19 protein-coding genes are annotated in these 21,844 nt (G+C 44.5%); 1 reads left to right on the top strand and 18 read right to left on the bottom strand.

The features are described from left to right. Positions 1-68: 68 nt before the first annotated feature. The 13 genes from DOT_RS16620 to DOT_RS16565 form a co-directional block, all read right to left on the bottom strand. Positions 69-1,232 carry an iron-containing alcohol dehydrogenase gene (locus DOT_RS16620; RefSeq protein WP_009621177.1) on the bottom strand — a complete coding sequence of 388 codons (1,164 nt, stop codon included), beginning with the start codon at positions 1,230-1,232 and terminating at the stop codon, positions 69-71. Positions 1,233-1,736: 504 nt separating this feature from the next. After that, positions 1,737-2,009: a nickel-binding protein gene (locus DOT_RS16615; RefSeq protein ID WP_009621175.1), complete on the bottom strand. Its 273-nt coding sequence runs from the start codon at positions 2,007-2,009 to the stop codon at positions 1,737-1,739. Positions 2,010-2,472: 463 nt separating this feature from the next. Next, positions 2,473-3,093, bottom strand: coding sequence for an alpha-ribazole phosphatase (gene cobC / locus DOT_RS16610; protein ID WP_009621174.1), 621 nt, complete (start codon positions 3,091-3,093; stop codon positions 2,473-2,475). Positions 3,094-3,105: 12 nt separating this feature from the next. Further along, on the bottom strand, positions 3,106-4,218 hold the full coding sequence (locus tag DOT_RS16605) for an XdhC/CoxI family protein (protein WP_009621173.1): 1,113 nt from the start codon (positions 4,216-4,218) through the stop codon (positions 3,106-3,108). Next, on the bottom strand, positions 4,218-5,372 hold the full coding sequence (locus DOT_RS16600) for a DVU_1551 family NTP transferase (RefSeq protein ID WP_009621172.1): 1,155 nt from the start codon (positions 5,370-5,372) through the stop codon (positions 4,218-4,220). Before DOT_RS16600 ends, DOT_RS16605 begins: the two co-directional genes overlap by 1 nt. Before the next feature lies 1 nt (position 5,373). Beyond that, positions 5,374-6,717 (bottom strand): DVU_1553 family AMP-dependent CoA ligase, encoded by a 1,344-nt coding sequence (locus DOT_RS16595; protein WP_009621171.1) that lies wholly within the window; start codon positions 6,715-6,717, stop codon positions 5,374-5,376. Between the two features lie 3 nt (positions 6,718-6,720). Further along, complete coding sequence (gene trsS, locus DOT_RS16590) at positions 6,721-8,055, bottom strand: radical SAM (seleno)protein TrsS (RefSeq protein ID WP_009621170.1); 1,335 nt, start codon at positions 8,053-8,055, stop codon at positions 6,721-6,723. A 23-nt stretch (positions 8,056-8,078) separates the two neighbouring features. After that, positions 8,079-8,810 (bottom strand): DVU_1556 family methyltransferase, encoded by a 732-nt coding sequence (gene trsM, locus DOT_RS16585; protein ID WP_139024233.1) that lies wholly within the window; start codon positions 8,808-8,810, stop codon positions 8,079-8,081. Positions 8,811-8,894: 84 nt separating this feature from the next. Further along, positions 8,895-9,341 (bottom strand): DVU_1555 family C-GCAxxG-C-C protein, encoded by a 447-nt coding sequence (locus tag DOT_RS16580; RefSeq protein WP_009621168.1) that lies wholly within the window; start codon positions 9,339-9,341, stop codon positions 8,895-8,897. Between the two features lie 12 nt (positions 9,342-9,353). Further along, positions 9,354-9,566, bottom strand: a complete 213-nt coding sequence (locus tag DOT_RS16575) for a DVU_1557 family redox protein (RefSeq protein ID WP_040412538.1) — start codon at positions 9,564-9,566, stop codon at positions 9,354-9,356. Further along, complete coding sequence (locus DOT_RS16570; protein WP_009621166.1) at positions 9,559-11,955, bottom strand: pyridine nucleotide-disulfide oxidoreductase/dicluster-binding protein; 2,397 nt, start codon at positions 11,953-11,955, stop codon at positions 9,559-9,561. The genes DOT_RS16575 and DOT_RS16570 overlap by 8 nt, the downstream gene beginning before the upstream one ends. 74 nt (positions 11,956-12,029) lie before the next feature. Then, a complete protein-coding gene (locus tag DOT_RS30600) occupies positions 12,030-12,308 on the bottom strand; it encodes a hypothetical protein (RefSeq protein ID WP_157998479.1) in 279 nt (92 codons plus the stop codon). Positions 12,309-12,451: 143 nt separating this feature from the next. Beyond that, positions 12,452-15,172 carry a molybdopterin-dependent aldehyde oxidoreductase gene (locus DOT_RS16565; RefSeq protein WP_009621164.1) on the bottom strand — a complete coding sequence of 907 codons (2,721 nt, stop codon included), beginning with the start codon at positions 15,170-15,172 and terminating at the stop codon, positions 12,452-12,454. Positions 15,173-15,673: 501 nt separating this feature from the next. Between DOT_RS16565 and DOT_RS16560 the strand changes: the two genes are divergently transcribed. Next, entirely contained in the window at positions 15,674-16,696 is a 1,023-nt protein-coding gene (locus DOT_RS16560; RefSeq protein ID WP_009621163.1) for a molybdopterin-binding protein, read from the top strand. A gap of 93 nt (positions 16,697-16,789) precedes the next feature. Here DOT_RS16560 and DOT_RS16555 read toward each other — a convergent pair whose 3' ends face one another. The 5 genes from DOT_RS16555 to DOT_RS16535 form a co-directional block, all read right to left on the bottom strand. Next, positions 16,790-18,697: a molybdopterin biosynthesis protein gene (locus tag DOT_RS16555; RefSeq protein ID WP_009621162.1), complete on the bottom strand. Its 1,908-nt coding sequence runs from the start codon at positions 18,695-18,697 to the stop codon at positions 16,790-16,792. Positions 18,698-18,783: 86 nt separating this feature from the next. Continuing rightward, positions 18,784-20,025 carry a gephyrin-like molybdotransferase Glp gene (gene glp, locus DOT_RS16550; protein WP_009621161.1) on the bottom strand — a complete coding sequence of 414 codons (1,242 nt, stop codon included), beginning with the start codon at positions 20,023-20,025 and terminating at the stop codon, positions 18,784-18,786. Positions 20,026-20,057: 32 nt separating this feature from the next. After that, positions 20,058-20,744, bottom strand: coding sequence for a HesA/MoeB/ThiF family protein (locus DOT_RS16545; RefSeq protein WP_009621160.1), 687 nt, complete (start codon positions 20,742-20,744; stop codon positions 20,058-20,060). Continuing rightward, on the bottom strand, positions 20,745-20,987 hold the full coding sequence (locus tag DOT_RS16540) for a MoaD/ThiS family protein (RefSeq protein WP_083824147.1): 243 nt from the start codon (positions 20,985-20,987) through the stop codon (positions 20,745-20,747). Positions 20,988-21,084: 97 nt separating this feature from the next. After that, positions 21,085-21,844, bottom strand: a 760-nt coding sequence (locus tag DOT_RS16535) for an aldehyde ferredoxin oxidoreductase family protein (protein WP_009621157.1), incomplete at its 5' end; no start/stop codon positions are given.

The following is a 21,844-nucleotide window of genomic DNA, read 5'->3' as shown; positions in this document are numbered from 1 at the left end:
CTAGAAAAGGCTCTCGGGGATACCCCCAAGAGCCTTTTCTTTGTATATCTATTCTGCAAAGAATTAGATTACATTGCGTTCTTATAGATTTGGATAACTTGTTCAAGTGTTGCAGTACGAGGATTGGTGAATTGGCAAGCATCTAATTTAGCATTTCCAGCCATCAAAGCTAAATCTTCTTCTTTTACGTTCAGTTCGTTTAATCCGGAAGGAATTCCAACATCAGTGGACAGGGTGGCGATTGCAGTTAGGCACTTCTCAGCAGCTTCTCTGGCAGAAAGTCCATCAACGTTTTCTCCCATTGCTACAGCGATGTCTACAAAACGATCGAGGTTGCCAATCATGTTAAAGCGGCAAACGTGTGGGAGAAGGATGGCATTACATACACCGTGAGGTAAATTGTAGAATCCACCTAATTGATGAGCCATTGCATGAACATAACCTAAGCTAGCGTTATTAAAAGCCATACCAGCTAATAATTGAGCATAAGCCATTTGTTCACGTGCTTCAAAATCATCGCCATTGGCAACAGCGCGACGCAGATATTTAGGAATTATTTTAAATGCCATTAAGGCAGCTGAATCGGTTACTGGAGTAGCGATTGTGGAAACATACGCTTCTACAGCATGGGTAAGTGCATCCATTCCTGTGGCAGCAGTTAAGCTAGGAGGTTGTTTCATCATCAACAAGGGATCATTGATGGAGACATTTGGGGTCACATGCCAGTCAACGATAGCCATTTTAATATGACGTGCTACATCTGTGATGATACAGAATCTTGTCATTTCAGCAGCAGTACCAGCGGTGGTGTTAATAGCAATCATCGGAGCCATCGGCAATGGAGATTTATCTACACCTTCATAGTCGTTAATTCTTCCGCCATTACCTGCAACAAGGCCAATACCTTTAGCGCAGTCATGTGAAGATCCTCCACCCATAGATACAATCAGGTCACAGCCTTCTTTAGTATAGATGTCAAAGCCATCATGTACGTTTTTATCGGTAGGGTTTGGTTCAGCACCGCTATAGATAACAGTTGGGATACCTTCTTTTACTATAATGTCAGCAATTTCTTGAGCCATGCCAATTTTTTCAAGGTAGGCATCGGTCACCAATAGTACTTTTTTTCCACCCAATAATTTGGCTTGTTTACCTGTTTCTTGAGCTGCACCGGCTCCCATGAGGTTTACTGTAGGCATGAAATACCCATATACTTGATGAACAACTGACATTTTCGTTTCCTCCCATTTCTTGGCGCTAGCCTTAATTTGTTTTTCAATAGTGACACGATACTTTTTCCCTAATCAGCTTTGTCACTTTTGGTTATCTTTATACATTGCAAGAATCACGCCAACAATTAGAATATTTAAATATTCTTTAATATTTTCAAATATATTTAAATATTTCTCAAATTTTTCCCTTAAACTGCTTACTAGCTCGCTCAAAGGGACCCTCTGGGTTATATTTTAACCCTTTGTTTCCCTATGAATTCGTTTTACTGCCCTAGTTTGACGCACTTTGCTCGGAACAGCGTTTCATTTCGGAACACTTCCCTTGTAATAATTAGTACAATATAGGCAAAATAAGGGGGATAATGTAATAAAAGCACTATCCGACCTGGTATTGACCCCACAGTGTTGATAAAGCTTGCTTAAACAATAATTAGGACCAGAGCCTTAAAAAGCCCTGGTCCTCGGTTAATCGTGCTTAACCTACTTGTGTGATATTCCACGATACTATTCAGCACTGATTGGGTCAATTATTGATTTTACTTCTTCGACGCTGTCAGCTGGGAATCCCCCCATCCGGGCATGTTCTCGAATGATTTCCGCATTAGGAGCAATATAGACGCAATAAATTTTATCTCCAGTAACATAACTCTGTACCCACTGGATCTCCGGGCCTAATTTACTTAAAACTTCTCGGGATTTTTGCGATATACCCTGCAATTCGGTCTGGGATAGTGCACCAGCCCCTGGTATCGCTCGCTCAATAACATATTTAGGCATAAACATTCCCCTTTCAAACCCTTACATTCAACTATTCCAGCTAGAAATTTGAATTTACCCAGCAAAAATTGCTAGATCTATATTTAATGTGCAATAATTGCGCCATAAAACTGACTATTCTGGATTAACGCCAAAAAACTTGTCTATAACTTAATAGAACGCCCCTGCACGCCGCATAAAGAAAACTTGGCTGGCGCCCACGACGCGAAGACAGTGTCTTCGCACGAATTAGCCTTTCTTGAAGACACTGTCTTCGCACGGGTTAGCCCTTCTTGCAGTATACAACCCACAAGTTTATACTTTCTGAGAGTACGAAAAAAAGGCTCTGGATAATCCCAAGAGCCTTTCTCTATTCCCTAATAATCAGAGACAAATTTTTGTGAATTAGGTCTATTGTTGAATCTCTTTCGTGTAGTGGCACGGGGAGTTGGGAAAGGGGGGAGACGGTTGCGTTAAACGCAACTCATTGGTCTAGGATACCTCTAGTGGCTGTACGGTTTAGATATTTCAGGCGGTAATTGGAACCCTCTCTGCAAATTAAATTTAAACAACCATAACTTTGTTCGAAACGAAAGACGTTTCCCAAAGGTATCCCTAGGATATGACATAAAATCACTCTGTTTGCACCCGCATGCCCGATAATTAGAATAGTTGTCCCATCGGATTGGGCCAGGCTTTCAAATACCGGAATCACTCTTTTGTAACAGACTGAAAAGCTTTCCCCTTTCGGTGGGCTGTAATTGGCGATATCTTCACCACGCAGTTTAAATTCCATAGGATGCTTCGTTTTAATACTAGAAAACAATTCACCATCCCAATCACCCATATTTAATTCTCGTAGACCCACATGAGCTACGGGAACAATTTGGTGGACAGAAGCAATGATGTGTGCTGTTTGTTGCGATCTCTTTAAATCACTGCAATATATATTGTCTAAGGGCACTTGACAAAAGAAATTCTTCAACGCCTTAGCCTGCTCTTCTCCTTGAGCACTTAACGGAAGGTCCAACCGACCAATGTAGCGTTTCTCTTTACCTATACCAATGTCGCCGTGTCTGGCTAAATAAATCAACTTCTTATCCATTATACTTGAGGATCATTTCGTCTTGCCGTTCTGATCCAACTCCCTTTGCACTTTAATCAACTCACTCAGAATGCTTACGGCTATTTCTTCAGGTGTTTCTGCCCCAATTTTAAGACCGATCGGCGAATACAACTTCTCTAACAGTTCACTCGAAACTCCTTCTTCCTCTAATTCGGCGATTAATGCTTTAACCCTTTTGCGACTCCCGATCATGCCAATATATGAAGCTGGTCGGTCAATTACTTTCCGCAGGCATGCTTTATCATAACGATGCCCTCTAGTAATAATCACAACAAATGTTTGCGGATTGATATTTATGGCATCTATGGCATGTTCAAAATCATTGCATATAACTGTATCTGCTGTGCTAAAACGAGCAGAATTGGCGAAGGAGGGGCGATCATCGACTACTGTAACCTCATAGCCAACCATTTTGGCCATAGAGGCTAGCGGGCGGGCAATATGTCCTGCCCCTAAAATCAACAGTTGTACCACTGTTGTTGGAGGCTCTATCAGCAATCGGTAAGCCGCTTTCGCCGCTGAAGAGATGCATGGCTCAAACTCAAAATCTAAGCTAACTAGAGAAGGTTTGCATCGTTTCCCCTCTGTTTCGGCACTCTCTCGCGCAACTCTATTAAGTTCATCTAAACCAAGATCCCCTACGAGTTCTTCGTTATTTTTTATAAACAGCTTCTTACCTATTAATCCTTCCTCAGTTGCTTCAATCACAGTTACTAGTATGGGGTTATTATACCTCTCTAAAGCAGACAGATATTCTTTTGTAAGATCTGTCTGTTCCACAGCGCTTTGAGAACCTAAATAATCAATAAATAATCCCATAATACCTCCGCAAACCATTCCTTCCTCTTGAGCAACGTCTGCGGTCATATTCAAGAAATGAATCTTAGGAGTGTGCGATAATAAAACATTGAGCGCCTCTCGTCTTGCCTCAGCTTCGCCGCATCCACCGCCGATGGTTCCAACGGTTGTTCCGTCAGCAAAAACTAGCATTTTAGCTCCAGGTTTACGGGGAACAGACCCTAGCACACTCGTTACAGTAATTAGAGCCGCCTCCAAGTTTTGATCATATACCTTTTTAAGTCCTAGGTATACTTCATTATCCATTAGCTTTGCCCCCCTAGATCAGCCTTCAGTATTTCCTGTAAAGGCATTTTAATTATTTGTTCTATTCTTGTCTGAATTTTTTCAGCGTTACAAAATCGTTGCATAATCTTTGTGAAGACCTCTTGATTATTTTTATGTTGCTCAAGGGGACCTGCAAATCTGTCCTGAAGTGGAACAGTCTGATCGTTCATGACTAGTTTATCTGCTAGATAGACAATTTCTTTTTCTGTTATAGGCTGGTCAGGAGCCAGACAAATGTCCATGTGTTCGGCTACAATTTCCGCTACTTCTGGGAAATTCACGAGCATTTGGGCTCCAACTAGGGCATGTTGGGATTGACCTTTGGCCAAATCATGCAGCAACGCAGCCGTTCTGATTAATTGCAGGTTTAATTGGCAGCCCGACCTGATTAAATAGCTACCTAGCGCACAGCTTAACCGGGCAACCTGTTCACAGTGCTTAATCACCCTTACTGATGTGTTGGCACGTTTGATTATAGCATAACATTCTTCTTCCGAGGGTACCTGAATATCACCACAATACTTCAGCATCTGATGATAGTCCTCTGGTGTATCCATGTCGAGCAAAATACCCGGATCAACAACCTCAACTTCGCTCACATCATATTCATACTGTTCCAGTAAAGCTCTCATTCCTCCAGGTTTGTTCCAATTCAATACATTTTTCACATACTGATAAGAAATTAAGGGGGGGTGTCCCCTCATTCCCTGATAAGTTGGATATACAATCCCGAATTCCGTAGAAAAAAAAGTCGTCTGAAGTTTATCCAAGGTATCTCGTTTAACGATTGGATTATCGACTGGCAATAGAAAAAAACCATTTGTCTCTGGCCCTAGGCTCTTAACCCCTGCGACAACTGAGGAGAACATTCCTTCGGAAAAATTTGTATTAAGTATACTCTTAACCCCTAGTCTGTCTAAGAAAGGTAACAATTCGCTCGCTCGATGCCCAACCACCACCCGGATATCCCTGATTCCGGCATTCTTAAAACTGTGGACAGCCTTTTCTAATACTGTGCTTCCACCCAACGCTAAAAGTGGCTTAAAACGTTTCATTCGAAAAGAGTATCCTGCGGCAACGATAATTGCTGCTAGGGAATCCGTCCCCTGATTCTTCTCTGTTCCAGCAAACACTTTAGGCACTCCCTCTCTTGTCTTGAATCTGTCTTTTAGCTGTACCTTTTCTAGATATCACTCCAGAACCTGCTTCAAGATAAAAGAACGCCCTCAAGCTACCGTTCTGTTTAGCATCCTTTACGAGCGTAATTTTATCTAAGGCCTGCATCACATTTCTTTTCGCTTCCCAAGTAACATGTCCCTTTAACTGAACATCAAGTTGTAAATAGTTTTCATTTTCTTGCATACCATCGGTTAGGGTTACCTGAAAATCAAGAATATCGTCAAGCTCAAACAAAACCTCATCGAAGTCCGCCATCGTTAGGTAATCAGTTTGCGTCAGATAGACTCGGTCTCTGGATTTTATCAGATCCAGTCGTTTCAATACGGTATTGCACGCACAGAGTCCTGGAATAAACCGTGACCTGTCACCCGTGCGATAACGAATTAAAGGCATAGCGGATCGAGTCAACGTAGTTATTACTACTTCCCCTGATTGCCCATCCAAAACGGGCCGTTCTGAAGTAGGATCGATGATTTCGAAATAGAGATCTGCTTCCCGGAGGTGGTATCCACAAAAACCCTCGCATTCTAGTCCACCACCCAACCCCATCTCAGTCATACCATAGTGATTAAACACCTTACAGCTCCACGCTCTTTCAAGTTCTTGCACAATAGCCAGGGGTACATAATCTGTACTTAATAAAACACTTCTCATGTTCAGGGAGACAGAGAGGCCCTTAGAATCTTTAAACCGAGCTAAACTCAAGACTTGAGTAGGTATTCCGACTAAGACGTTGATGTTTTCCCGTTTAATTTGCTCCAGAGTTGCCTCTGGGTCGGTAACCAAACCGTGGACAACCCCAGTTGCGCCTGCACGTTCTAGACCTAAGCGCAGCAAATCCCCGACACTTCCCGGTATTTCCCCAGGTAACATGATCAAGACTCTATCTTTGGGCTGTATCAAGGTTAACATTCCATGATGAAAAAAATCAATGGTCAATTCTTGATCGGCTTCACTAAAGAACAGGCGCTTAGGCTTTCCCGTTGTGCCGGAACTCTGTAATGTGACGATTCTGCTGATATCATTTTGGGAAACACACAAAAAATCCAGTGGGTTGTTTTTTAAATCTTCGGGCGTAGTAAAAGGCAGTTTCAAGAAATCTTGGAAACTAGCTATCTTACCATCGATTCCTGAGTAGAGACGTTTATAGAAGCGACTTTGGCTAGTTACCAAGTTAATGGTTTCCTGAATTTTGGTTAACTGATGATCCTCTATCTGCTTTCTGGTTAAGCCTCCTGAACTATCTGTGCCAATTTTGCTCTTTATCCAAGGCTCAAGCGAGGTGGTTGCGATACCCAAACCCTATCTCTCCCTCCGATAAATTGAGTGCCCTTGTTTGTCAGTGAGGTTATAAGCACAGAAAGGAATTAACGTACCTTCAGGACTTACGACATGAATACAACAGTTTTTTAAGCGTTCGATATCGACATTCCACACGTCTTGAAAAGCCATGCCGCTGATCGAGAAAGCATAGGTCTTTAACTGTTGGATTAGATTATCCCAGGAGTTCGAGCAGGGAGCCTGAATACTGAACTTTTCTGCCCCTGACCACTGCCGAGCCACAAAAGTTCGCGTTTTTCTAGCTAACTCATCCGCTCGCTCTGGTCCGTTACAACACGAACTGTTGACAATAGGCTTCAGACTTCCATCCAGTTGTCTATTAAAATTGCCACTAAAAGAGCAGCGACCATTGTGAGGTTTCAAGTTATCCGCTTTGATCAGGCCATCCGTTTGTTCCTCGATCGCTTGAATAACTTCTGGGAGAGTAATCCGATCTTGATCCGAGGGTTCTTGAGGAATTCTTCCAAAATAACTTACGGGTTGAAAGTGAACCCCTCGGACGGTCGGATTATTTTCTAAGGCAAACTTAATGATCCCTCCGATATTATGAGTGTTTATGCCTGGGATCAGGGTCGGTACTAAGACAACTCCGATTCCATGTTCACCACAGTTTCCTATCGCTTTAACCTTAAGATCAAAGAGACTTCGTCCTCTGATTGACTGATAAATTTGGTCCTCAGTACCATCAAATTGTAAAAACACGGAACTAAGTCCCGCCTCTTTCAACTGACTCAAAAAGATAGGATCTTCAGCCAATCGCAGGCCATTTGTATTAAGTTGGATAAACTTAAAACCTAGTTTTCTCCCCATATCCAAGATTTCAGGCAGATCGTTCCTGAGGGTTGGCTCACCGCCCGATAACTGGATATTAACTGGTCCACTAGCAACCAGTACGTTTTTGTACCACCCTTCGATGACCTCTAAGGAAGGTTCGTCAAGCTCGGATCCTGCATTGGCAAAACAATACCGGCAGTTTAGATTGCAACGCTGGGTAACCTCAAGCAGAGCCGTACAAGTCGTCTTGTAATGGTCTTCACATAAACCACAATCGAAGGGGCACCCTTTCTCAACATGGGTAAAACATTCCTTAGGAGGCGTCGGAATTGTAGGCCTAACCCATGAATCCCATTGAGGGTTTCCCCTCCAAAGCAGGGTTCGATATTCACCATGTTCGGGGCAACGTTTCACAAGATAGACCTTGTCATCTTTAACCACTCTTTGAGCCGAAGTGAGTCTCAAGCATTCCGGACACAAGCTCTGTGTCTCAGAAAGTAATGTTGAGTCTATTATTTCCATTTATTTTCCCTCTCTAACTGCAGTTAGCAACCTTTTCGGGCAATTAGTTGAAAATATCCCATCTTCGCTTGCTTAATCGCAGCTTGAGCAAGGATGGGATCAACTGAGCACGAAGAAGACTTAAGCCAAAACTCGGTCATTGAGCCATGAGTCATGATCAGGTTAACCGTTAGTTGGGTCAGTAGATTGGTATGATCGCTCCAATGAACAATTTCAAACCCTTGTCCGTTAAGTTTATTAATTAATTGCTCTTTAGGCAGCGCTCTACGTATGCATGAATCAAAATTAAGTTCTTGGAGGGATTTCAGACCCTCAGGATTTCTAGCATAGACATCATTAATGACCAACCTTCCATCCGGTTTGAGCACCCTAAAAACCTCTTTTATCACCTGATCAGGGTCAAACATTACGGACAATGCACACTCAGCGAAGACCCCATCCACGTGGTTAATCGGAAAGGGCAGATCTTCACCGCATCCTTGAATCAGGTTTAGTCCTGAATTCTTCTTTCTTCCAATCTCTAATAACACTTCTGATGGGTCTATACCGATAGCTTGGAGCTGATAATGAGAAACTAAACGCTCTACCGTTGCGCCACTGCCGCAGCCCACATCTAAGATCACAGAACCTGGGAGAAAATCACAACTTTTAACTCCCAAGTCTGTTAAGAAGTATCCCCCTGGCCGCAAAGTATCTCCGGTGGATTGCCTGAGCAGGTCACCCTCATATAATTTAAAAACATCGTTTTTCACAATTTATCCACTTCCAAGACTCCCAGCGGTTTCTTATTTTTGAATACTGGCTTATAAACTTTAGACTTCCAGCTTTTGACCTCTGTACTAGTCCTCATCCGTTAACTCTGAGTCTTCTGAATAAGTTGCCAAAATTTCTTGCACTTTGCTTAAGGTTGCTGAAACAATATTACCACACTGTACAGGATATTCATTGCCTTCATCCAAGGAGTGATCTAAGATCCCCTCACAATCGATACTACCATGAGTGTATTCAAACCACTCCATCAAGTCATTGATCATGAGATTGATCTTGGGATGACCCAATTCGCTGGGTGTTCCTTTCCCAACATTTAAACCAATTAGACATGCCCCGCCGGTAAGGGCTCCACAGGTTTTTCCAGATCGTCCTATGCCTCCACAGAGACCTTGCATTGCTTTAATTAAGTCCGGGTTTTCTTTTCCTAGTTCATCTAAGCCTAGAATTAAGATAATTTGGCTGCAGCAAAACCCCTGTGTGGCCAATTGAAACATTCGAAAAGCATCGGCGGCCATTTTTCTCCTCCTCTATTTATCCTCAAGACTTTGTTCTACTTCGAACATTTTCCCTAAAGCCAGTTCCTCATCAATTAACACCAAACCACAGTTAAGACATTTTAGTTCTTCTACCTCGAAATCATTGCCCAAATATGACGCCTTAACCGAACCACGCTTAAGTTCTCCCCCACATTTTCCGCACTTCCAAAGGGGCTTCGGCGTCTGTTTCAGTGTGTTACTCATGGCTTTCCTCCACAATTTCCATTCGATGGCTATAAACATTTAGAACCACAAAACCCTGCTCTTGTGCTTGATATTCAACCCAATAGGTTACCTTAACAGGGCGGAAATGAGCTAAACTGTGTCCATTGTCCGGATTGATGAACTTTCTTCCTGTTCGCTCGGCAAATTCTATGACCTGTTGAATATCTTCGATAAGAATACGCCGCTCCTCCATAATCTCCTGTACTTTTTCGTTTAATAGAAGGTTAATGTTACGATACGCTCCTTCCCTTTCCGGTGGAGTTTCTTTCCACAGTGATTCTAATAACTTTCTTTTTAGTTTAGCTCGATTCTCTTGACGATAAGAAAATCCAGCACTAGGCCTGACAGAGGCCTCTTCGAGGTTAACTCCGAATAGTAAATCTAATAAATGAAACGTACGCTTGCCTTTAGATGCAAAGTTATCTCTGCACATAGCACAGTAAGCTGCATAGTCTGTTGTGCTTTCACTGATTCGATCTTCGACGATCTTTTTAGCCAACTCAGGATTGGCAAAGGAGGTCAGCCCTCCAAAACCACAACACTTGGTCCGTTCTTTACTGTAGGGCAATTCTTCAATGTCAAAACCCTGCCTGGTTAAAATGTTTCGTACAGCGTCCAGGATAACCGGTTCATGTCGCGCAGTGCAAGCATCCTGCACTGCGACTTGTTTACCCCTCACTCTGATTGCTTGACTAGGAAGATCTAAATCAGCCATCAACTCCCACAAAGAGACTAGCTCAGGGAACTTATCTCGGAACATGCTGTGACAAGTTGGACAGGCGACGATGATCTTCGGTTTGCCTAGGCTTTCCCATTCCCGAACCAAATCGTCCAAATTGCTGCGGTATAAGTTTTGTTCTCCTGCCCAATCTGCCGGAGCACCACAGCAACGTAACATGAGAGCTACTCCTCCAGAAAGCTTTTCAGTTAAATAAGCATAAACCATTTCCACCTGCTCAGGTGACGAAGCGCTTAATTGACACCCCGGAAAGAAAACATACTTACTGGAATTATTGCCTGGTTGATGTCTGGACAAAACAAAGGCATCACTGTTACTAAAAGCCATATCTCTTAGTGCAAAATCATGGGCTGAAGGGGGCATTTTTCCTTTGTTCACCATGCTCTCCCGAGTTGCTTTACAAGTCTCTCCAAGGTCTAGTCCTTGAGGACAAACTTCTGCACACAATCCACAGAGAGAACAGGAATTGATCATTTTATTTCCGTGGCGCATACCCATCACGATTGAATCATTATTGTATATTTGTCGTAAATATTTTTTGGGGTAACTACCGTAGTTTTCTAAGTATTTGCAGGCCTTCACACATTCGAGACATTGACAATCTAGGCACCTACTTGCTTCCTGAAGAGCTTCCTCAGCAGTATAACCTCCAAGCTCGTCACTTATTGGCACTACTGGTAAAGGGGTGATCCCCTTAGTATTGACAAATAACTTGGTGCCGTGAGCCCCTTCACCTTCCCGTGAAGCTGTTAAGGAAACACCCTGTAAATATCTATCTATAGAGACTGCCGCCTTCCGGCCATCAGCAACAGCCATAATGGGCGAGTCATTGCCTATAAGGGATCCGCTAAATATTCCTGTGATCGGAGTGGCACAGGTTACAGGGTCGACCTCGTCTTGTTGGCCTAAGAGTTCTAAAACTTCTTTTGATTGATCTGCAAAACCAAGATACACTACATTGAATTTTTTTTGAAGTGTAGCTAAATCCTGCTGGTTTATTGCCTTGTTTAGCTCTATTTGAACGTTAAGTCGGTTTAAAACGGACAGTTCCTCGACTATAACCTCTGGGGGTAGCTGGTGCTCAGAAAAACTCCACAGGTTTCCGCCAAGACGATCTGCTTTCTCAAACAGACTAACCTTATATCCTTTTTTAGCCAAGTCATAAGCTGCAGTTAGGCCTCGAAGACCTGAACCAACTACCGTAACGGTCTGACTTTTTGGGGGGACTTTCATTACTTTTGCTATTTTTACAGATTGGTCTTGCACACAATATCTCTCTAGAGCCGAAATAGCGATAGGCGATCCAACATCTTGGCGTTTACAGACATTCTCACAAGGATGATCACAAATTCTCCCAATGATTCCAGGAAAAGGCTGCTTTTTCTGAAGTGTTGCTAAGGCGCTTTTTAAGTCCTGATTTTTAATGTCCCGCATCAATTTCCGAGCATCTACGTGGATTGGACAACCAGCAGTACAGGCAGGGGGATTCTCTTGAGTACATTTATCTTCTTGTCTTTTTAGTTCGTCCTGTTCCATCTGCACACCCACTTCCTTAAAGTTATTGCCTGCGAGTAAAGAAAACTTAGCTAGCGCCCACACGAAGACACTGTCTTCGCACGTATTAATCATTCTGTCAGCCCTAGCGAAGGCGATTGCCAAGTTGTACTTATGCGCCAGCCATGACTCGGACAGGACGTCCGAGGTTAAAAACCGACTTTGATGGCAATGCGCCGCAATGGCGAGAAGGGACCGCTGGCCATGACTCGAACAAGGATGTTCGAGGTTAGAACACCGCTATGACGATAAGCGGACGAGCTTATCGCCACACTGCAACTCATTACGCATACTCCTGCAGTGTGGATTGGCATGGTGTCGTGATTGCCGAGTGTCCCTGTAGCCAAAACTCGAACAGGACGTTCGAGGTTAGAGCGCCGCCCGAAGACACTGTCTTCGCACGTATTAGCCTTCTTGCAGGATGGCATGGCACCGTGATGGCGAGAAGGAACCCACCCAAAACTTTTACCTTCTGACGCGGTATATACAAACGTAGGGAACCTAAAATTGGCTTTACCAATTTTAGGTTCCAGTTTTCGATTCTGTGGGGCAAAAGTGGAATTTATTATTACTAAGCTTTTAATCCAGCGAGTACTTTTTCCGGACGAGCTGGTAAGTGAGTGACCCGTACTCCGCAAGCATTGTAAATTGCATTAATGATTGAAGCATGAGGAGATGTCAGTGGCAATTCTCCCGAACCAGCAGCTCCGTAAGGACCTTCAGGTCTTGGAGTTTCTACATACAGGAGTTCCATATCGTCTGGGGCATCTTTGATAAATGGTAGTCCGCAGCCGATTAAATCTGTGTGTTTCTTCAGATCCTCGAAATCTTCGCTCAGAGCTAGACCAAGACCTTGAATCAATCCACCATAGAGTTGTCCGTCGACAACTAATTTATTGATAATTGTACCAACATCGGCAACCATTGTCATTTTGGCGACTTCAGTTTTACCCGTTGTGATGTCGACTTCAACTTGAGACAAGAAGGCTCCATACATATAGACAGCAAACGGATTACCTTGTCCGGTCGTTACGTCGCACTCTTTAGCGGGAGCAGTCCAAGAACCTTCGAAATAGGTCGGTATTTTTTCTGCAACCATCTCTTCGTAGGTGCGGTAGGTTCCATCCGCTTTCGTGACAGCTTTTAATAACATTTCGCAAGCAACCCTCGTGGCATTACCGCACATTACATTGGAACGACTTCCACCGGCAGGTCCACTGTTTGGAGTTAATGCCATGTCACACATAACCAGTTTAATCTCTTCCGGTTTAATTCCTAACGGACGTAAAGTTTCATGAGCAATGGTTAAGGTTCCCATGTCAGCACCTTGACCATGATCTTCCCAGGAAGAATAAATTGTAACACCCGTTGCAGTTAGCTCAGCATTGACCGCAGAACTGTCCGCTCCATCTAGGCCTGAGCCATAGATACCGATGGACATTCCGAATCCACGTTTCTTATCAGGACCTGACGCTGGTTGTTTAGCCCATTCTTTTGCTTTATCGTAGGCTGGTTTAAGTTTATCCATGATATCAACCATGCAGTAAACTTCTGGTTCACAGCCAGTCGGTGTGGTATCACCAGGTCTGTAAACATTTTTGTAACGCAGTTCAAATGGATCCATACCTAGTTTTTCAGCGAGTTCATCCATCAGTACTTCAGAGGAAAAAGTACTTTGCGGAGATCCGTAGCCACGGAAAGCAGAACCCCAAGCGTGGTTGGTACATACAGTACGTCCTTCACCGCGAATATTGGGGATGTTATAGCCGCATCCAATGAACTGGGTGCCTCGCATGGTGAGCAAATCACCAAATTCAGAGTAGGGACCGTGGTCTACTGACCAATCGGATTCCATCGCAAGCAATTTGCCTTCTTTAGTAGCCCCAAATTTAAGATTGATAAAGAATGGCGAACGTTTTCCGGTATACGTCGTTTGTTGGAAATAGTCAAACTCGAGATATACGGGTCTGCCTGTAGCTACGGCCGCTACCCCTAACAAGGCTTCAATCGTTGGACTAAACTTATAACCAAAAGTTCCGCCAGTTGGATTTTGGACCAAAATCAGTTTATCAGATTCAATCCCAATCCCGGCACAAATCATTGCCTGATGGAGGTGAATTCCAATACTCTTAGAATGGATGATCAATTTACCATCATCATCAAAGAAAGCAAAACCAACATCTGGCTCAATTGGCAGATGAGGCTGACGTCCAACATAGAAATCGTCTTCGACTACGACATCTGCTTTTTCCATAATAGGTGCAGTATCGTCACCCTTGACAACCTGAGTTTCAAAATAAACGTTGGGCGTTCCTGGATGAATTTCAATGGCGTCATCTGCCATAGCTGCAGGTGCACTCATATATTCTGGCAGCAATTCAAGTTCCACTTTTACTTTTTCCACGGCAGCTTGAGCATGCGCAGCTGTATCGGCTGCAACAATGGCTATGGCATCCCCAAATTGGAACACTTTTTTCTCGCAAAGGATGGGACGATCCCAGCCATCCCCTTTGTTGGTCGGGAAAGTAATTAAACCAGTGATTTGGTTTTTGCCGACAACATCTTTATAGGTGATGATTTTGTAGACACCAGGCATTTTTTCAGCCTCTGATGTATCGATCGAAAGGATATTCGCATGCGAAACCTTTGCTTGAACCAGTTTCAGTTGCAAAGTTTCTTCAGGCATTTTAAGTCCTAAATCAGCACCGAATTCCCAAGTACCGGTAACTTTAGCAGTAGCGGACGGACGAATGAATTCGCTGCCGAGAATTTTGCCATCTGCAGGTAATTTTACAAATAATTCTTCAACCGTAACTTCGCCTCGGATCAGCCTTGCTGCTTCCATGACGGCGTCAACTAAAGGTTTATACCCTGTGCAACGACAAGCATTCCTGTGTTTTTGGAACCAATCACGGACATCCTCTCTAGTAGGATTCACATTTTCTTCTAACAGTTGTTTTGCTGAAACGATAAATCCGGGCGTACAGAAACCACATTGAGCGGCTCCATGAATCATCCAAGCAAGCTGCAATGGATGTAAATGTTCCTTGGTACCTACTCCTTCGATGGTCGTGATATCAGCATTATCGGCAACCCGTTTCATTTTCGTGACACAGGAACGGATGACTTTTCCATTTATAATGACGGAACACGCACCGCATTGAGCCTTTCCACATCCTACTTTAGTTCCTGTCATGTGTAGTTGTCCTCGTAACACATTAGATAGGATGGCTTCCCCATCGACAAGTAACGTTTGGGGAACACCGTTGATTACTACATTTTTCTTAATCAATTTGTTCTCGCTCCTTTTTGATTAATTTGCTAAGGCTTTAATCTTGGTCGCCAGTAAAGCAATTTCCCCGCCTATCCTAAAATGAACAACTGGCAAATTTGTTCCTCCCATTCTTCTTTATGATTGCCAGAATTTGTTTTACTATAATTGAGTTTTGTTTACTTTGATTGGCTTTGCTTTACTTGGCTTGTAGTAATACTACTGCAAGTTTCATGCCAATAATTCACACTATTTGAATTTTACTAATCAACTCAAATTCCTGACTTAAACAGCATTTTCATTTTAAGATATTTTTATCCATAATTTCGTTACTAAGTCTATTCAAATCTTCCACGCGGAGAGTGACCCAGATCTTGACCTCTTGTTTAGAATACGATACCATGCAAGAAGGAGCAGATTGTTTTCCCCCCTCAGTCTGTCCATGAACCGCTGGCAGTTTTCAATCCCGCCGGGGTGTGTAGAATGGAACACACCTTACATGATGTATTGGAGGCTATCCCCATGGAAAAAATCAAAGTGAAGGATTCTGTCGGTGCCGTATTAATCCATGACATGACACAAATTATTCCAGGTGTCATTAAAGGTCCTCGATTTCGCAAGGGGCATATTGTCCGAGAAGAAGATATTCCGGTTCTCCTGAGTATGGGAAAAGAACATGTTTACGTATGGGACCCAACGCCCGGCCAGATTCATGAAAATGAAGCTGCGGAGCGCCTTGCCCAAGCTGTGTCCGGTTCTGGGCTAATCTTTGACGAACCAAAAGAAGGAAAAGTCACCATAACTGCTGCCCACGATGGACTACTCTATGCCTCAGAAGACGGTATCTGGGCCTTAAATGATTTAGAAAATATTATTTTAGCCACACTTCACAATTATTACCCTGTCAAAAAAGGAGATAAGGTCGCCGGCACCCGTGTTGTGCCTCTCATGATTGATGAAAAAGTGATCCTCGACGCTGAACGGATTGCCCAAACGTTTTCTAACTCCATTCTGGATGTGCGGCCTCTCAAGCAGTTGAAGGTTGGGATCGTTACAACTGGAAGTGAAGTCTATCATGGACGAATCAAAGATAAATTCGGCCCCGTTCTACGCACCAAAATTACGGACTGGGGTTCTGTCGTTATAGGCCAATCGTTTGCCAACGATGAGATATCCCTGATTCAAACCTGCATTCAAGATCATCTGAATCAAGGAGCTGAAATGATCTTAGTTAGTGGCGGCATGTCCGTAGACCCCGACGACGTCACCCCCACGGCCATCAAAGAGATGGGGGCTAAACTCATCACTTACGGAGCACCGGTTTTACCTGGAGCAATGTTTTTGTTAGCCTACATTGGAGATGTTCCTATTATGGGGTTACCAGGGTGCGTCATGTATTCTAAAACCACTGTATTTGATCTAATAGTCCCGCGCCTGCTTACAGGCGAACGACTAACGCGACGTGATATTACTAAATTAGGGCTTGGTGGTCTTTGCCTCGATTGCCCAGTCTGCACTTACCCTCGTTGCTCTTTCGGCAAGTAAATGATTCATTCGCATAATAAAATAATAAGACAAATAGAAAAAGCACCTCCCCGTTATTTGGGTAGGTGCTTTTCTATTTATGGCATTTCCTCCCTAAGCATAAAACATCCCTGTCTCGCGGACATCATACCCACCAAGGGCCAGAACATCCTCCTGGAAAGCCTTACTTTGAATGACAGAAATCATAGCTTTCATCCGGGGTTCCTCCAGATATTCTCGCGGAATCGCCAAATCGTAACGTTCTTCGCCGATAAAAATGAAATCCAGTCCCAGAGCCTCCGCTGCACTTTGAATACCCAGCCCCACATCCGCTGATCCCGAGGCGACCGCGACTGCGATGCCTAAGTGCGTAAATTCTTCCCGGTCGTAACCCAGTATCTGCTCTTTACCCAGATCTTGCTTTTGAAGCAAATAATCCAGAAGTACTCTTGTTCCAGACCCGCCCTGACGATTTATGAATCGTATCCCTGACCGAGCTAGATCTACAAGAGTCTTAATATTAAGGGGATTCCCTTTCGGTACAAGAAGACCTTGTGTTCTATAGACTAAATTCATCAGAGCGATATCTCGTTCCGGCAGAAAACGTTGTAAATACGAGTGATTGTACTCCCCTGTGTCGGGATCGAGTAAGTGAATCCCAGCGAAATGGGCTTCCTTTTTGCGTAAGGACAGAATTCCAGCTAGGCTTCCGACATGAGCTGAGGCAATGCCCCCATGCCCACCTCTGGCCTTCATATGGCTGCTTAAAACATCCAACGTCAAATCATGAGATCCAATGCATACTAAGGTTTCTTCTAACTCTGAAACAGGCCTTAAGAGTTCAACCGGAACCGTTTCTCCCTCATGAAATCCTTCCTGGAGGCGCGGAACCCGCAGCATACCATCGGCTCTAACCAAGCTCATCGTCACGCCAGCGCCGCGGCTCAAAGGAGCCGCAACCCAACGCTCTCCAACTTTGCCCACTTTCACCCGGACAAATTCTTCACTTCCTAACGAAGAAAAGACTTTCTTGCTAATTACGGCTTCTAGTGTATTCGGTAACCCTTTACTTAAACCCTGCAAAGTCCGGACCCAAGGCTCTAAAAACAAGTGTGCCGTTAGAAATGAGGACACTGGATAGCCTGGGATTCCGACCGTGGGTTTTCCTTGAACCTCACCTAGGGCCACTGGCTTACCTGGCTTTATCGCGACTCCATGCAGAAAAAGTGTGCCGTGTTTCTCAATCATTTGAGATGTATAATCATCCCGTCCTTGGGATGATCCTGCTATGATGACTAGAATATCCTGAGACGCTGCCATCTTCAGAATAGCCTCTTCTAACTGCTTCGGTTGATCTGGCGTTATCGGCCAAATCGTTGCTGATCCGCCCCATTCTTCCACTAAGGAAGCAAGGACTGTGGAATTGCTATCCACAATATCTCCCACCTGAAGGAGAGCTTCTGGGGGACGAATTTCATCTCCCGTCGGCAAAATTCCCACTTTCGGTTTGCAGCGAACTTCTACCTCCAAAACTCCAGCCGCCAGTAACGCTCCCTGATCTTGAGGGCGTATACGATGATGAATGGGGAGGAGCACTTCTCCTTCAACAATATCCTCTCCTACTGGTCGAACATTATTCCAGGGTACGACCGGAGCCTGAAGTAAGATTCCGCGCTCACCCAATTCCAAGACATCTTCAAGCATGACGACGGCATCCATCCCCTCTGGGATAGGATCCCCAGTGTCGACTTGAATCGCTTGAACTCCAAGTTCTAACCAACGAGGCTCCCGCTCCGATAGACCATGAGTTTCCTGGGCTCGTATGGCATATCCGTCCATCGCCGAAGCCGCAAAATGAGGAGAACTTCGTTCGGCTCGTATAATCGCCCCTGTAACTCTATGAAGCGACGAACGGACATCCACAGACTCATTTTTCGGAATACATCGTCCTGCAAGCTTTTCCATCATCAAAGCTAAACCCTCTTGCCAAGCCTTGTTTTCAAGATATATTTGGCGTTCCACGTTCCTTTGCCTCCCTATTTCCACAGTTATCCGATGAGCGCTCCTAAGACTTCCATATCTTAAGTGGTCGCTAAATGGTGCCTATCTTAACGCAAAAGCTGGAAAGAAACTTCTCTCCCTGCTTCTATGCCCTCAGTATCTAATTGAATGTGCACTATAGCCTCAGCCAAGACCATTGTCCGAATTAAACCCGATTTCCCTCGAATTGGTTCAACCAGCCACCCTTCTCCGTTAGGGATTATCCGTACACGTATATATTCTTCTCGACCACTTCCGGAGTATATATTTTGGGTTAACGTTCCCTTCGGCTGAGGATCTGTTTGTGGTTGTACCACTGACGCATCCAACCATGGGCGGACAATCGCGTCAAAGACAACCATAGCCGAGGCTGGATGCCCAGGAAGCCCAAAAATCAGCTTGCCATCTATAACTCCGCCAATCGTAGGCTTACCAGGTCTAAGGGCTAAACCATGAAAGAGCAGTCCTGGATCCCCAAGTTCGCCAATAAGCTGTGCGGACAGGTCACGTGACCCTACCGAGCTCCCTCCGGAAAGCAAAACTATGTCGTTTTCGATTAACATTTGTTTAAGGACTGAGCGCAGTTTTTCCAAATCGTCTTTTACAATCCCATAATGCCGAGCATCAGCGCCACTCGCCAGTGCCTGCCCAAGTAAGGTGTAGCCATTAATATCTCTTGATTGTCCAAGTGCTGGTTCTTGCTCAGGCGGAATAATTTCATCCCCTGTCGAAAGAATTCCGACGCGAAACCGGGGCAATACCGGGACCTGACTTAGTCCAAGAGCTGCTAGGAGTCCCATTTCCTGCGCTCTAATTCGTGTAAATTGGGGAAGAATACTCTCTCCTACAGTCAAATCCTCTCCAATGTCGATAAGATTTTCCCCCGGAGCGACAGCCTTGGTCACACCATAGAGCGTCTCGCCAAAGTGTTCGAGATGTTCAACCATCACGACAGCGTCAGCTCCCGCTGGAAGCATTCCTCCTGTCGGCATCAAGATTCCTATACCCTGCCCCAATGGTTCAGTTGGAGCCTCTCCCATTCTTACTTCCCCATGACATTGAATCAACGCTGGCATACTTTCACTGGCACCAAATGTATCTGCAGCTCGAACAGCCATCCCATCTACTGTGGATTTACGAAAATGAGGTAAGGCGCGTATCGCTAGGATATCCTGGGTAACTATACGCCCCAGTGAATCAACTAAAGGGACCTTCTCCACGCGCTGATAAAATGGGAGAACATAGGGCTTCAATGAATCGATCGCTTCAGTCAGCGTTTTTACCTTAAATAGTTCGCTACCGCTTCCCATGTTCCACTACACCTTTCGTGGTCTTTATTTTATTAGAGGATCTCAAATCGTTCGAACTCCATAGTTAACAAATCTACCTGCAGCCAAGCATGACGCAAGGAGGGCTTAAGCCCAACCACTAGTTTTACAGCCTCAGCCACACTTAGACTAGCTAAGACAGCAGGTGTAAATGCAGGGTTTCCCCAGGCCTTCTCCACACCCTGTTCACCGCGCCCAAATAAGCGTGAAACACTAAAATCTCCCGGCAAACTTACCCCAATTTGGCCAAACCAACCTGCAATACTTGCAAAAACCAGCGGTAGATTCATTTCGTGACAGACCCGCTCCAGCACGACACGCGCTTCCCTCGAATCAAGGGCGTCGCATACTAAGTCAACATTCTGAAATAGTTCAGGACCCTTATCCTCCTCAAACCAACCTCTAACTACTTCGATATTCACCTCAGAATTCACACTATGCAGTCTATCACGTGCAGCTTCCACTTTCCACTGCCCTATATTAAGTTCTGTCGCCATAATCTGGCGGTTAAGATTACTCACTTCCAGACGATCACCGTCAATAAGAACTAGGCGACCGACCCCGATCCGAGCTAGCTCTTCTGCAATGTAGCCTCCAAGTCCTCCACACCCCACGATAGCGACACAAGAAGTAGCCAGCTTCAGTTGATCCTCATCAGACAAAGTTTTCTTATTCCGCCCATAACGACCTTCTAATTTCATTTAACCTCCTCCAACTGGTGGAAAGAGTGCCAGGGTATCTCCATCCTTTAACACACTATTTTCATTAGCGTCCTTCCCATTGATAAAGCAAATGGCAATTTCCTCCGGTTTTATACTCAGCGGTTGGAGGACATTAAAAACGCAACTCCCTTCCGGAAGATCCCTCTCTTCAACCTTGAAACGGCCATCCCGAAACGTCGCGAATAATTTAATGGTCACACGCACTCCTATCCCTCCCGTCATTTCTGCCAAAGTATCGAACGGGGGACCTTAAAAGGTCCCCCATTGATAACTTTATCACTATTTTCTATTTTTGCCAATTTAAGATTAGATGCTTTGACTAGATTCCCAGATTTTTTAGACATTCAGCTGTTGGAACACCCGCTTCGTCCCAGCCGCGCTCAACATAGTACGCAGGGAGAAGTTCCGCTAACCTGTGAACACTTCCTTTTGAAGGTCCTGCAGGAATTGCATCTTTCAATAAACGTTTAGGAAGTGTGTCATCTGCAGTGGTCATGCCAGTCCGTAAATTTTGCAAACGTTCAACGTTCCAAATTCGGTCTCCGCAAGCCAATAGTTCCGCATCGGTATAATCAGAACCCGTTACGGCGTTGACAATCGCTGTGTAGTCAGAAAGACCAAGCGCAAACGAAGTAAATAAACACATTCCTAGGGCATCAATGACAGCCGTTAGGTCTTGGAAAATCTTAACCCAGGTTACCTTTCCCTCAAGGGAGTCTTTATCAAGTTTTTGAGGAAGCCCCAAGATTTCTGGAGAAACCATATACCCACGTACGTGACAACCGCCACGGTTACTGGTTGCATATTGAAGGCCGTGACCTTGTATGCCTCGAGGGTCATAAGCGGGGATCTCAAGTTTTTTCACTGACATGGACAATTCTGGAGCACCATAGCTCTCAGCCAATCGATAAGAGCCCTGTGCCATTTTTGCTCCAAGTCCTTCAGCGTAAGCTATTTTGCGGACCCATTCTACCATTCCTTTGGCATTTCCGAACTCAAGTGGTGTCCCGTCAAGTTCTTCTGGCTTAATATATCCGCGCTGAACTAGTTCCATACCTGCAGCAACTGTACAACCTACT

Source organism: Desulfosporosinus sp. OT, assembly GCF_000224515.1.
Classification (GTDB): Bacteria; Bacillota; Desulfitobacteriia; order Desulfitobacteriales; family Desulfitobacteriaceae; genus Desulfosporosinus.
Note: the sequence above shows the minus strand (reverse complement) of the source record. Positions and strands in the feature narration are given on the sequence as shown.

Bases quoted from the DNA above. Each gene is read 5' to 3' on its own strand.
- DOT_RS16620 (WP_009621177.1), bottom strand. From the start codon at position 1,232: ATGTCAGTTGTTCATCAAGTATATGGGTATTTCATGCCTACAGTAAAC.
- DOT_RS16615 (WP_009621175.1), bottom strand. From the start codon at position 2,009: ATGCCTAAATATGTTATTGAGCGAGCGATACCAGGGGCTGGTGCACTA.
- cobC (WP_009621174.1), bottom strand. From the start codon at position 3,093: ATGGATAAGAAGTTGATTTATTTAGCCAGACACGGCGACATTGGTATA.
- DOT_RS16605 (WP_009621173.1), bottom strand. From the start codon at position 4,218: ATGGATAATGAAGTATACCTAGGACTTAAAAAGGTATATGATCAAAAC.
- trsS (WP_009621170.1), bottom strand. From the start codon at position 8,055: ATGGAAATAATAGACTCAACATTACTTTCTGAGACACAGAGCTTGTGT.
- DOT_RS16580 (WP_009621168.1), bottom strand. From the start codon at position 9,341: ATGGCCGCCGATGCTTTTCGAATGTTTCAATTGGCCACACAGGGGTTT.
- DOT_RS16575 (WP_040412538.1), bottom strand. From the start codon at position 9,566: ATGAGTAACACACTGAAACAGACGCCGAAGCCCCTTTGGAAGTGCGGA.
- DOT_RS16570 (WP_009621166.1), bottom strand. From the start codon at position 11,955: ATGATTAATACGTGCGAAGACAGTGTCTTCGTGTGGGCGCTAGCTAAG.
- DOT_RS30600 (WP_157998479.1), bottom strand. From the start codon at position 12,308: ATGCCATCCTGCAAGAAGGCTAATACGTGCGAAGACAGTGTCTTCGGG.
- DOT_RS16560 (WP_009621163.1), top strand. From the start codon at position 15,674: ATGGAAAAAATCAAAGTGAAGGATTCTGTCGGTGCCGTATTAATCCAT.
- glp (WP_009621161.1), bottom strand. From the start codon at position 20,025: ATGGGAAGCGGTAGCGAACTATTTAAGGTAAAAACGCTGACTGAAGCG.
- DOT_RS16545 (WP_009621160.1), bottom strand. From the start codon at position 20,744: ATGAAATTAGAAGGTCGTTATGGGCGGAATAAGAAAACTTTGTCTGAT.
- DOT_RS16540 (WP_083824147.1), bottom strand. From the start codon at position 20,987: ATGACGGGAGGGATAGGAGTGCGTGTGACCATTAAATTATTCGCGACG.